The sequence below is a fragment of the Alkalibacter mobilis genome, assembly GCF_015594845.1.
GTDB classification, from domain to species: domain Bacteria; phylum Bacillota; class Clostridia; order Eubacteriales; family Alkalibacteraceae; genus Alkalibacter; species Alkalibacter mobilis.
The window spans coordinates 174,979-188,388 of the sequence record NZ_JADNRK010000002.1 but is presented as its reverse complement, the minus strand read 5'-3'; the positions used below and the strand labels follow the sequence as shown (position 1 = coordinate 188,388).

The following is a 13,410-nucleotide window of genomic DNA, read 5'->3' as shown; positions in this document are numbered from 1 at the left end:
ATGGGAAATGCGATTTATCTAGATTTGACCGGTGATATATTTGAGAATGATGTCAGAGAAATAATGATGTCTTTTTTTCCGGGATATCCGATAGTAGTTCAACAAAAATTGGATAAAAGCTGCGAAAAAAATTTTTTGAAAATCACAAAAACAAAGACTTCCATGCACATGGAAGCTGATTTGTTAGATTTCGACAAATATGAGTATAAGCAGTTGATTGAAAGTAAATTGAACGAAAGACACCAACTGAAGATTTTTTTATATGATTCTCTTTCAATTGTGACTGGTCGCAAATTGAAATGGGGAACATTGACAGGCATAAGACCTGCTAGGATCGCTCACAAGAAACTTCTTGAAGGAAAATCATGCCAAGGGGTTTTAAACGAGATTTCAACAGAATACAGAGTAGGCGGAAGAGAAACGGAAATGCTTGTTTCCATCGCAAAAAAAGAGATCAGAGAGCTGTATCCGTTGAATGTTAAGAAATACAGTCTTTACATAAACATACCATTTTGCCCGGGAAGGTGCAGTTATTGTTCTTTTATCACTTATGATGCAGTCAATAATGAACAGATGTTGGAGAAATATCTGGAAAGTCTCGTCATTGAAATCGAAAAAATGGGGAAGTTTCTGAATGAAAGTGCTTTTGAGCTGGAAACTGTTTACGTTGGGGGCGGTACTCCCACCGTTTTGAATAAAATTCAGATTCACAGACTAATGAAAGCGATACACGATAATTTCGACACTTCGTCTTTAGTAGAGTTTACATTTGAAGCTGGACGCCCCGACACTATTACTAACGATAAACTCGATGTTCTTAAAGAATGGAATATTGACAGGATATCCATAAATCCCCAGACATTCAATGAAAATACTTTGAATAAAATTGGCAGATCACATAGCATAGAAGAATTCCGCAATGCTTTTAAAATGGTAAAGGCTCATAAATTTAGGACCGTAAACTGTGATATGATCATAGGTCTTGAAGACGAAAACAGCTCAGATATGATAGAAACTGCAATTGAGATATCAAAACTTGAACCCGAAAATATTACTGTGCATAGTTTGTCACTTAAAAATTCTTCCAGATTGAAAAAAGAATCTGGTACAGATTTTTTTTCATCCCATAAAGATGTTGACCATGCGGCAAAAACCATCTATGATATATTTGTAAAAAGCGGTTATGAACCATATTACATGTATAGACAAAAATATTCAATCAATAACGGAGAAAACATTGGTTATGCAAAAGAGGGACATAACGGTATATACAATATGGCAATAATGTCGGATAAGAGAACGATAATAGGTTTGGGAGCAGGATCTTCAGGCAAGTTATACTCGCCATCAAATGATCGCTTGGTGAGATTGGAAACAGTCAAAAATCTCAGTATTTATATTGAAGATATTGAAAAAATAGTGGAAAGAAAAATCATGTCGGTTAAAAGTGGTTTAATTGATGTTGACATGAAATAAATAAATAATTATAATAATAAACAATTGCATATAAAGGGACTATGAAAAAGGGAGTACGATGTCTAAGTCTGACAGGGATAAAATGCCGCGACTGAAAGCATTTTTTTGTACATTCATCGGAATAACACTTTGGAGTCTGTTCGCTAAACGCGTTATAATACAAAGTGGGTTGTTAATTCAACCAAACAGGGTGGTACCACGGGTTATCAAAGCTCGTCCCTGACGTAATTGTCAGGGACGGGCTTTCGTTTTTTTAGAAGATCTCTTAAAAACATTGGCACTTCAATATTTTATTTAAGGTGCATTGCTTTCATATAGACATGATCTTGGGAACAGATATTTTGTGATTGAAACAAATAAAATCTAACGGATATATTAAACAAGGAGGAAATGATGAAAACTTATTACAGAAGCGGTATGTGCGCAGAAATTAACGAAAATAATATTGGTGAAAATGTTAAATTGTGTGGTTGGGTACAGAACAGAAGGGATTTGGGAGGAGTTGTATTCATAGATCTGAGAGACAGAACTGGAGTGATACAGCTTGTATTCAATGGAGAAAACAACGAAGAAGCATTGAAAATTGCGGATAGACTTAGAAGCGAATTTGTAATTCAAATCGAGGGAAATGTGGTAAGAAGAGATGCAGGAAATTACAATGCAAACATACCTACAGGCGAGCTGGAGATAATCTGTGATAATGTCAAGATATTGGATACTGCTCAAACACCTCCCATATACGTGGATGACAGTGATACTTCCAAGGAAAGTGTACGATTGAAATACCGATACTTGGATTTGCGAAAAAGCAAGATGCAAAACAACATGAAAACAAGACACAAGGTATCAAAATATATAAGAAATTTCTTGGATAATGAAGAATTCATCGAAGTTGAAACGCCATTTCTCACAAAACCCACACCTGAAGGAGCAAGAAGTTTTTTGGTTCCGAGCAGGGTTCAAAAGGGCAATTTTTTTGCTTTGCCTCAATCTCCTCAGTTATTCAAACAAATATTAATGGTATCGGGATTCGATAGATACTATCAGATCGTCAAGTGTTTTAGAGATGAGGATTTAAGGCAGGACAGACAACCCGAGTTTACACAGGTGGATATAGAAATGTCCTTCGTGGATGAAAATGATGTCATGTCAATTAATGAAAAAATGATAGCGGGTCTTTTCAAAGAAATGTTGGACGTAGAAGTAAAACTTCCTATAAGAAGAATGACTTACCTTGAAGCCATGAATAGATTCGGGTCCGATAAACCTGATTTAAGGTTTGGATTTGAACTTAAAGATATAAAAAGTGCAGTGGAAAATTCTGCGTTCAAAGTGTTTTCCGACTCAATCAAAAACGGTGGGGACGTCAGGGCTATAAATGCGAAAGGTTGCGGGGACCTGTTCAGCAGAAGGGAGATTGACGCCTTGGTAGACTTTGTCAAGATCTATCAAGCCAAGGGCCTTGCATGGATAAAAATCACCGAAGAGGGTGTGAAGTCACCAATAGAAAAGTTTTTAACCGAAGACGAAATAAATGATATAATATTAGGGACGGGTGCTGAACCTGGTGATTTGATATTGATTGTCGCAGACAAGCAGAATATAGTATGGGATGCATTGGGACAATTAAGACTTGAAATTGCACGAAAACTCAATTTGAACCACGAAGGCAAGTACGAATTTGTCTGGATAACGGATTTCCCTCTTTTGGAGTATGATGAAGAGGAGAAACGTTATGTAGCCATACATCATCCGTTTACCAGTCCCAAAGATGAAGATGTTGATCTTTTAGATACGGAACCTTTGAAAGCAAGGGCAAAGGCATATGATATGGTTCTTAACGGTGCAGAGATCGGGGGCGGAAGCATAAGGATACACAACAAAAATCTTCAGGAAAAATTGTTTAATACACTGGGATTCAGTGATGAGAAGGCTTCTGAAAATTTTGGATTTTTACTTGACTCGTTTAAGTACGGTACTCCACCACATGGAGGGATAGCATTTGGATTGGATAGACTTGTAATGGCAATTTTAGATACCGACAATATCAGAGACGTTATAGCGTTTCCCAAAACACAAAATCATAGTTGTCCAATGACAATGGCTCCTGACATAGCCGAAGACGCTAGGTTGGATGAGTTGGGATTGATTCTTAAAAAACTTTAAGAGGTGATTTTATGAATGAATCAAAAAAAAATATTTTGGTCAGATTAAATCGTATCGAGGGTCAAATAAGAGGAATTCGCAAAATGATAGAAAATGATGAAGATTGCAAATCTTTATTGACCCAATTGAGTGCTGTCAAGTCTGCGTTGGAATCCACATCTGCAATTGTGCTTGATAATCATGCAAAACAATGTTTGAGTGGAATCATTGAAAATAAAGACGATATGGATTTGGACGAGTTGTTGGGGCTGATGAAAAAGTTCCTTAAATAGATGAACAGGTGATAATATGAAAGAAATTGGTGTAGTAAGGAGTATTACAGGGAAAAAGGCAAATGTTACAATAAATAGGCACGCAGCTTGCGGTGACTGCGGTGCCTGTTCCGTGGGCAAAGAAAAAATGACCATGGAGGCAGTTGCATTCAATGGAATAGGAGCAAAAGAGGGTGAAATCGTAGAAGTTGAGATGCAATTCACCAATATTATGAAAGCTTCCATGATAGCATATGGAATCCCGCTGGTAATGTTTGTGGTAGGAGCCATCATTGGTTTTTATTTTCTCAATGAAATGATGAATTTAGGCGACAGTCCCATGCCTGCGTTTTTTCTTGGAACAGTTATGACAGCCATGACATATGTGATAATAAAAATAGCTGAAAAAGCTGGAAAGTTTTCTAAAGGGTACGAACCTCAAATAACAGCTGTGATCGGAAAATGTGATTAGACTGGAGCGATCTCGTTAAATGCGAGATTGCTCTTTTAAATTTCGAAAATTAACATTAAATTAACACAGTAGAAAAATAGTATTATATAATTAGTAGAGAATCAAGGAGGTAAACATGAGTTGTAAAATTGCTGTAGTTGAAGATGAAAAAAATATTTTTGAATTGATAAAATTCAACCTTGAGAAGAATGGTTACGTGGTTTCAGGGACTAATGATGGAGCGGATGCCATCGACCTCGTGAAGACAACAAACCCTGCTTTGGTTATATTGGATTTGATGCTTCCCAACAAGGATGGGCTGAACATTCTTAAGGAAATGAGAGAGACCGAAGGAATAAGTAAAACACCAGTTATAGTTTTGACAGCTAGAGACACTGAATTTGACAAGGTATTGGGTTTTGAAATAGGTGCGGACGATTATCTTACAAAACCTTTCAGCATCAAGGAGCTCGTTGCAAGAGTGAAGGCCGTATTAAGGAGAAGTTTAGAAGTTGTACATGATGAAGACATTATTAAAATCGACAATATTGAAATGCATCAAGAGGCCTTTAAAGTCTTCAAATCAGGTGAGTTGGTTAATCTCACATTAAAGGAATATGAGCTTTTGGCACTATTGATCAAAAATAGAGGCAAGGTTCTAAATAGGAATTATTTGTTGGATACGGTGTGGGGTTACGATTATATTGGAGAAACAAGAACTGTCGATGTTCATATAAGACATTTAAGACAAAAGATCGAAGATGATGACAATAATCCAAAGTTTATTGAAACCGTAAGAGGTGTAGGTTACAGGTTTAAAGAATAGGAGCTGTTATGATAAAAAAAATATTTTTGTCTACATTGATGATATTATTCTTGACATTGGCGCTTATGGGTTTTTTAACTTTGAACAATTCAAAAAGCCTATATTATGATTTTGTGGAAGACGGGCTCGATAGAGCTTTAAGCGCCATAGAACTGTCCATCAGCGGAACAGAAGATTTTTACAATGCAGAAAGCAACACCATGATCCAGAATACGGTGCTTAATAATGAATATAGGATAACACTCATTGACAATAAAGGAAATGTTGTCTATGACACTGACAGGGATGCCGAAACCATGGAAAATCATTTAGATAGGCCTGAAGTAAAAAGTGCATTTGCAGATGAACCCAAACGTACCATCAGGCACAGCGATTCGATCAAAGCAGATATGATGTATCTTGCCAGAAAGATTTATCTGGATGAAGCAGAGACTGCCGTTGTAAGATTGTCCATGAGACTAAGTCTTACCGAAGATATATATTATCAAAGCCTTAAAAACATGTTGTTTTACATTTTATTCAGTTTTTTTGTTGCTGCATTTTTTTCCAGATACATACTGGCCTATTTGTTGAAGCCGGTTAAAGAAATCAGCCTGTTCGCAAAAAGTATAGCGGGGGGCAATTATACTGAGAGGATGACCTGGTTCAAAAGAGATGAAATTGGAGACTTGACCGATTCATTGAACGATATGGCAGATGAATTACAGGATACATTTAATCTTTTATCTGATAGAAATTCTGAACTCGAAGTGATCCTTGCAAATATTGTTGATGGAATTATCGCAATCGACAATAATATGAGTGTAAAGATAATCAATAAGAGTGCCAAAGAGATTCTGGAAATCACAGAAAATGAAAAAGTGATAGGAAAAAATATTTTTGAGATCATTCGGACTATAAAAATATTTGACGAACTAAAAAGGTTTGTTGATGATGTAAATAGCGGTACACTTGTCTCATTTGAATCAGAGATATCCGGTAAAATAGTAAGGCTGACTATTAGCAAAATCAGCGAAAATGACTTCGTACAAGGTTATATCCTTGTTTTACAAAATGTTACCCAAATTAGAAAATTAGAAAATATCAGAAAAGATTTTGTGGCAAACGTATCTCATGAACTTAAAACTCCAATAACAAGCATCAAAGGTTTCATTGAAACTTTGAAAGAAGGAGTGGAAGATGAGCGAACAAGAGAACAATTTTACAATATAATCCATATGGAAACAGAAAGATTGATAGATTTGGTTGAAGACATTTTGACATTGTCGTTTTTGGATAACGAAAACAACATTAAAGGTCTAAATAAAGAGTGGATCGATCCTAAAACCAATTTGGAGGAAGCAGTTGAAATTTCTAAAAATCTGGCCAAAGAAAAGGGTATAGAGATTAAAGTCGAAACCTCTGAAAATTTACCGAGAGTGCTTTTCAATAAAGACTATTTCAGGCAAATGTGTTTAAATCTGATAGGCAATGCCATTAAGTTCAGCAATGAAAATTCTCAAATTATAATAAGGATGTATAAAGACCCAAAGTCAGTAAAACTCGAGGTTTTGGATTCAGGAATAGGTATAGCAGAGGAAGATCTGGAAAGAATTTTTGAGCGTTTTTACAGGGTAGAGAAAGGACGGGCCAGAAAAGAGGGTGGAACAGGACTGGGATTAGCTATTGTCAAGCATATAGTTCAATCGCAAGGAGGCGAAATCAAAGTAAGCAGCAAGGTCAACGAAGGCACTGTGTTTACAGTTTCGTTTAATTATGTGAAAAATGATTTAAGCGGTAATGACTTATATTGAGAGGTAAAAAGAAGTGCGTCTCAAAAATTTAAAATATTTTTGGGGCGCATTTTATAATTGCTAAAAATATAAAACTTGACCGTCTGCGTTCATAAATGATAATATACATAAAGAATTGACTGATCAACTTTGTATTTAGAAGTTTGTGGGTAAACCCAATTGAAACAGGTGATAGAGTGAACGAGAAAAAAACAAAAAAAATAGTTATATCGGAAGTAGAAGTAAACAGCATTGCCGAAGAGTTGGATATCGAACCCGGTGATGTTTTGGTTTCTATAAATAATAAAATCCCAAAGGACATATTTGATTACTATTATCTCTTGAATGACAATGAAATTGTGGTAGAGATAGAAAAAATGTCCGGCGAAATATGGGAACTTGAAATTGAAAAAGAATTGGACGAATCACTAGGGTTGAGCTTTGAACAAGGACTTCTTGATGAACCCAAAAGCTGCAATAACAAGTGTATATTCTGTTTTATCGATCAATTGCCAAGAGGTATGAGACATACATTGTACTTCAAGGACGATGATACCAGATTGTCTTTCATGCACGGGAACTATGTAACCTTGACGAATCTTAAAGAGGAAGAAATACAGAGGATCATAGATTACAGGATCCAACCGATCAATATTTCGATACATACGACCGATCCCGAATTGCGCAGGCAAATGCTCAACAACAAAAATGCGGGCAAAATAAACGATCTTATTCAAAGATTTGCTGATAAAAACATGCATATGAATGGTCAGATAGTGTTATGTCCCGAGATAAACGATGGAGACAATTTAATAAAAACACTCAATGATTTATCAGGGCATTATCCATACATGGAAACTGTTTCAGTTGTACCCGTAGGCATAACCAAGTTTAGAGAGAAATTATCTCATCTGAGGTCTTTCACCAAGGAAGAGTGCAGGAAAACCTTAAAAATAATTCGAGATGTTCAAGACAATATGCTTTCTAAGCACAATACCAGGTTTGTATTTCCCAGTGATGAATTCTTTCTAAAAGCAGAAATCGAGATACCTGAAAAAGAATACTATGAAGGATTCAACCAATTGGAAAATGGCGTAGGAATGATGTCATTTTTTATCAATGACTGCAAAGAGGCTATAGCTAAGGCGACCAGCCCATCATCTCCCAAGGAGATATCCCTTGCTACGGGTGTTTTGGCCTACGAGGACATTTTAGATATCAGCGAACTGATCATGTTAAAATATCCCGACATAAAAATAAAAGTCCACAGGATAATCAATGAATTTTTCGGAGAAAAAATAACTGTAACCGGATTGATCACAGGACGGGACTTGATTGATCAATTGAAGTCAAGTAGTCATTATAATCAAATATTTATTCCTTCCAACATGCTTAAACACGATGAACCTGTTTTTTTGGATGATTTGAGTTTGGATGATGTAAGGAAAGAATTAAAGGCAAATGTGACACCACAGGATCTGGATGGATTCAGTTTTATAAAAAATATATTGGAAAGCAACATTTAATTTGGAGGTAGAATAATGGCTAAACCCGTAGTTGCAGTAGTTGGCAGACCAAATGTAGGAAAATCAACGCTGTTCAACAAAATAGCAGGGGCACGTATTTCCATAGTGGAAGATACCCCTGGAGTAACAAGAGATAGAATTTATGCTGATTGTGAATGGACAGGAAAACAATTCACGCTGATAGATACAGGAGGAATTGAACCGTATTCTGATGACATCATACTGGCACAAATGAGAAGACAAGCCCAGTTGGCCATAGACACTGCTGATGTAATAGTTTTGCTTGTAGATGGCAGGGAGGGTATGACAGCATCTGATTTGGACGTTGCAAATATGATCAGAAAATCAAATAGACCTGTAATATTGGCCGTTAATAAAATCGAAAACAAGGAACTTGAAAGAAATATTTTTGAATTCTACAATTTAGGACTGGGAGATCCAATAGCAATTTCTGCAGAACAAAGCCTTGGACTTGGTGATTTTCTTGATATGGTAGTAGAAAAATTCATGATCTCCGATAAAATCGATGAAGAAGATACAAGGTTGAAGATAGCAGTTTTAGGAAAGCCAAATGCAGGTAAATCAACACTTGTAAACAAGATGATTGGGGAGGAAAGGGTCATAGTCAGCAACGTGCCCGGAACTACAAGAGATGCCATTGATACTAGTTTCAATTATTATGGAGAAGAGTATGTTATCATAGATACTGCTGGACTCAGAAGAAAAAGCAAGGTATATGATGATATTGAAAGATACAGCATCGTTAGAAGTGTCGCAGCAGTAGACAGAGCTGATGTCTGTTTGATATTGATAGATGCAAAAGACGGCATAAGTGAACAGGATGCCAAGATAGCAGGAATAGCTCACAACAGGGGAAAGGCTTCCATTATCGTCGTCAATAAATGGGATATTTATGACAAGGACCAATCCAGCCAAAAGAAATTCGAAAAGGATATTAGAAGCACATTGTCTTTTATGGCGTACGCTCCAATTGTTTTCATATCTGCCAAGACCGGCCAGAGAATGAATAAAGTTATGGAGACAGTTCTTTTGGTTTCAAACGAATATGCCAAAAGAATAACTACCGGTACATTGAACGATGTCATCGGTGAAGCTGTTTTAATGAATCAGCCGCCTGCTGACAAGGGTAGAAGACTAAAGATATATTATGCAACTCAAGGAGCTGTCAAGCCTCCAACCTTTATTATTTTCGTTAATGACAAGAGTTTATTACATTTTTCGTATGAAAGATATCTGGAAAACCAGATTCGAAATGCTTTCGGATTTGTAGGAACACCTATCAGGCTTATTTCACGAGAGAAAAATGAAAAATCATAGGGGGGACTTTAAATGAAGATCGGCGTATTGGGAGCGGGCAGTTGGGGTACTGCGTTGGCAACTTTATTGGCGGAAAAGGGTTTTGAAGTCATGCTTTGGCATAGACGTGAAGAGTTCATCAATGACATGATCATCAAGGGAGAAAATACCAAATATCTGCCCGGAGTTCCTTTTGACAATAACATATATCCTACCAATAATCTTGAAAAGGCAGTTGTAGATTGCGAAATAGTTATCTTGGCAGTTCCGTCTCACGGTATCAGGGAATTGTGCCAAAATATCAAGGGATTTGTCAGTGCGGATCAACACATTGTCAATGTAGCCAAAGGTATAGAGGACAAGACATATTTTAGGTTGAGTCAAGTGGTCAACGAAGAGTTGTCCTATAACAATGTTTACGTTTTGTCAGGACCAAGTCATGCGGAAGAAGTTGCAAAAAAGCTTCCGACCACGGTCGTGATTTCAGGCGAAGAAAGATCAAAATGCGAGTACCTCCAGGATGTATTCAGTACAGATAATTTCAGGGTGTATACAAATCCAGACATGATCGGTGTAGAACTTGGAGGAGCGTTAAAAAATATCATCGCTCTGGGAGCAGGAATATCTGACGGCTTGGGATATGGCGATAACAGTAAAGCTGCTTTAATGACAAGAGGAATTGCAGAGATAAGCAGATTGGGCAAAATATTGGGGGCTAAAACCGAAACTTTTGCAGGTTTGACAGGAATAGGAGATCTTATCGTAACCTGTACCAGCATGCACAGTCGAAACAGAAGAGCCGGTATCAAACTGGGTCAAGGTGAAAAACTGGAAAAGGTACTTGAAGATATTGGAATGGTTGTTGAGGGGATAAAAGCTACGAAAACAGCTTATGAATTATCAAATAAATTCGAATGTGAAATGCCGATCACCAGAGGAATATACAAGATTCTATACGAAAATATGGATCCGAGAGACATTGTCACACAAATTATGACGAGGTCAAACAAACATGAAATAGAGGAAATAAACAGTTTGTACTATTATGGATGGAATTGATAAAACAGGGAGCTTTGTCTCCCTTGTTTTAAATTTAGTACATGATAAATTAACCTTGAAATTAACTCAGTTAATGTTTATAATAAGGTATATGTCTGGGTGTGGCGCAGTTTGGTAGCGCGCGTGAATGGGGTTCACGAGGTCGCAGGTTCAATTCCTGTCACTCAGACCATTTTATTTTAAAAGACGGAAGTGGTCTGTTGAACAATAAAAAAAAAATACGCAAGACCAATAACAGGAGAATCCTTGTTTACATATTTGTACTTTTCTTCGTGGTTTTGGCATTGATAAACTTAAACAGTAAAAGAACTTTAGTCTTAAAGAGCGAAGATTACATAAAAAAATACGACACAAAAACTTTCCTGCTCAAAGATGAACAGGTTTTTTATTTTGATCAGAAACCGTCCTATGACCTATCTGAAGGAACCAAGGTGTCAAAAAACCAATTGTTGTCAACAAAGAGCCTGACTCTAAATTCGTACGCTAATCAAAAACTGAAGGCAATTAATTTAAAAGTTGATTTTAGCGGTGGATTGGAAGAAATAGTTGATTTAGCCTTAAAATCAGGATTGAAAGATAAAGATGTTTCATCTCAAACCATAGACGAATTTTTATTGAATCTGGATGGTCTTAAGTATTCAAAATTCGATGTAGAGCAACTTGAATCAGAGAAGTCGAAAATAGAAAACCTGTTACAGGGATCGTTCATAAATGGTATATCATTAAATAAAATCAATGCGTCTTGTCCTGGTTATGTTTTTTATTCTTTGGATGGTTATGAACAGATATTTGATATTTCAAATATTGAAGATTTGATCGATTTGGATTTTGAAGATCTGAATATCGTTTCTGAATCATTATCAAAAAATATCAAAAATGTCTTAAAGGTAGTTAATGACGATTCTGTATACATTTGGGTCCCAGTGCCACATGATTTGGAAACTGACTGGGAAGAGTCTATGATAGCCAAGAAATTAGATGTTATAAAAAATCTTGACAATGAAACATCAATTGATTATCTTGAACGACTGTACTCACGTGTTGACATACTCAGGTCCATGCCCAAAGTAGATTTTGCATCAAACGATGTATTATATACTGCTTATGCCGTAGATGTTTTTAAAAACAAATCTAATAAGGCATATTTGTTTCAAATAAAAGAAAATGTGATAAAAGAAATATTGTCAAAAAGAAGCATGGATATCGAATTGATAACATACAGAAATAAAGGCTATTTAATACCTGAGAAATCTATTTTGGAAAAAGACGGCAAGAATTACATAGTTGTATTAAATAAAGGTTACTTAAGGAAACTCGTTGAGGTCTTTATCACTGAAATAGATGAAGACAAGGTTTTTTTAAGCAGGTCTGAAAACAACAATATTTCTGAAGGCATGCAGTTGATAATAAATCCATAGAGGTGTAGAATGGACAGTATTAGGGAAAATATTGAGAACATAAAAAATAATTTGAATAAAAATACAATTCTGGTGGCAGTTACGAAGTATCGAAGCATTGATGAAATTCAAAAGGTTTTACAATGTGGTATTAAGGATCTCGGAGAAAACAGAGTGCAGGAATTCAAAGAAAAATTTGATCTTTTGCCTAAGGATATTAGATGGCATTTGATCGGACACCTGCAAAAGAATAAAGTAAAATATGTTATCGGAAAAACATTTCTGATTCATTCTGTTGATTCCGTATCATTGGCCGAAGAAATAAGCAGGTTGTCTATTAAATCTGGGATTATAACAGATATTTTAGTTCAGGTAAATGTTGCTAAAGAGGATAGCAAATACGGTTTTGACCAGGATGATCTTGAAACAAACCTGAGAAAAATCGACAAACTGGATAATATACGAATACTGGGTTTGATGGTAATGGCCCCAAATACAAAAAATACAAAGATGCTTGAAGATATTTTTACTACAACAAAGAATTTGTATGATAAAATAAAGAGTAGTGAAGATGAATACAATAATCTGGAAATGAAATATTTATCCATGGGTATGACAAATGATTACGATTTGGCTGTAAAGTGCGGTTCGAACATGGTCAGAGTGGGTTCAGGGATTTTCAAATAAGAGGAGGAATAACCGTGGCAAAAGATTCTTGGGGTAAAGTAAAAAATATTTTAGGTTTGGAGATCGAAGACGAAATCGATGATGAATTTGATGAAGTTGAACAATATGACGAAGAACCTGAAACTACAAGCAATATATTCAATAAAAAACAAAAGAGGGATAAACCTTTGATATCAGGGAAGGAAAACTCAAAAGTACTTGTTGTAGAACCCGAATTTTTTAATGATGCACCAGTTATTTGCGATAACCTTAAAAGCAATAAAACAGTTGTAGTGAATTTGGAAAATGCGGACTACGAAGATGGAAGAAAAATTTTTGATTTTCTAAACGGAGCTGTTTATGCTCTTGATGGTACGATTCAAAAGATAGGTGAAAACGTATTTATCCTTGCACCAAGCAGTGTCGATGTAATTACTGAAGATCTTGACACAGATCACAGCCATGAGTTTTTGGACTGGAATAATGAAAAATAGGTGTATTAA

12 protein-coding genes, 1 tRNA gene and 1 other annotated feature are annotated in these 13,410 nt (G+C 36.0%); all 13 genes read left to right on the top strand.

Annotated features, from left to right (window positions below; genetic code table 11):
• The 13 genes from hemZ to IWB18_RS01850 all read left to right on the top strand — a co-directional run bounded on the left by hemZ (position 1) and on the right by IWB18_RS01850 (position 13,401).
• Entirely contained in the window at positions 1-1,476 is a 1,476-nt protein-coding gene (gene hemZ / locus IWB18_RS01910; RefSeq protein ID WP_195681899.1) for a coproporphyrinogen dehydrogenase HemZ, read from the top strand.
• Between the two features lie 32 nt (positions 1,477-1,508).
• Positions 1,509-1,700, top strand: a binding site (T-box leader).
• Between the two features lie 169 nt (positions 1,701-1,869).
• A complete protein-coding gene (gene aspS / locus IWB18_RS01905) occupies positions 1,870-3,642 on the top strand; it encodes an aspartate--tRNA ligase (RefSeq protein WP_408626542.1) in 1,773 nt (590 codons plus the stop codon).
• Positions 3,643-3,653: 11 nt separating this feature from the next.
• Complete coding sequence (locus IWB18_RS01900; RefSeq protein ID WP_195681897.1) at positions 3,654-3,914, top strand: metal-sensitive transcriptional regulator; 261 nt, start codon at positions 3,654-3,656, stop codon at positions 3,912-3,914.
• A 16-nt stretch (positions 3,915-3,930) separates the two neighbouring features.
• Entirely contained in the window at positions 3,931-4,365 is a 435-nt protein-coding gene (locus IWB18_RS01895) for a SoxR reducing system RseC family protein (protein WP_195681896.1), read from the top strand.
• 115 nt (positions 4,366-4,480) lie between these two features.
• A complete protein-coding gene (locus IWB18_RS01890; RefSeq protein ID WP_195681895.1) occupies positions 4,481-5,170 on the top strand; it encodes a response regulator transcription factor in 690 nt (229 codons plus the stop codon).
• Positions 5,171-5,178: 8 nt separating this feature from the next.
• Positions 5,179-6,963: a sensor histidine kinase gene (locus IWB18_RS01885; protein ID WP_195681894.1), complete on the top strand. Its 1,785-nt coding sequence runs from the start codon at positions 5,179-5,181 to the stop codon at positions 6,961-6,963.
• A gap of 176 nt (positions 6,964-7,139) precedes the next feature.
• Entirely contained in the window at positions 7,140-8,468 is a 1,329-nt protein-coding gene (locus IWB18_RS01880; RefSeq protein WP_195681893.1) for a DUF512 domain-containing protein, read from the top strand.
• A 15-nt stretch (positions 8,469-8,483) separates the two neighbouring features.
• Positions 8,484-9,806, top strand: a complete 1,323-nt coding sequence (gene der / locus IWB18_RS01875) for a ribosome biogenesis GTPase Der (RefSeq protein ID WP_195681892.1) — start codon at positions 8,484-8,486, stop codon at positions 9,804-9,806.
• A 12-nt stretch (positions 9,807-9,818) separates the two neighbouring features.
• Positions 9,819-10,844, top strand: a complete 1,026-nt coding sequence (locus IWB18_RS01870; protein WP_195681891.1) for an NAD(P)H-dependent glycerol-3-phosphate dehydrogenase — start codon at positions 9,819-9,821, stop codon at positions 10,842-10,844.
• 95 nt (positions 10,845-10,939) lie between these two features.
• Positions 10,940-11,016: transfer RNA gene (locus IWB18_RS01865), tRNA-Pro, on the top strand.
• A 28-nt stretch (positions 11,017-11,044) separates the two neighbouring features.
• Positions 11,045-12,262 (top strand): HlyD family efflux transporter periplasmic adaptor subunit, encoded by a 1,218-nt coding sequence (locus IWB18_RS01860; RefSeq protein ID WP_195681890.1) that lies wholly within the window; start codon positions 11,045-11,047, stop codon positions 12,260-12,262.
• 9 nt (positions 12,263-12,271) lie between these two features.
• Positions 12,272-12,928: a YggS family pyridoxal phosphate-dependent enzyme gene (locus tag IWB18_RS01855; protein WP_195681889.1), complete on the top strand. Its 657-nt coding sequence runs from the start codon at positions 12,272-12,274 to the stop codon at positions 12,926-12,928.
• Between the two features lie 14 nt (positions 12,929-12,942).
• Entirely contained in the window at positions 12,943-13,401 is a 459-nt protein-coding gene (locus IWB18_RS01850) for a cell division protein SepF (RefSeq protein WP_195681888.1), read from the top strand.
• Positions 13,402-13,410: the final 9 nt, after the last annotated feature.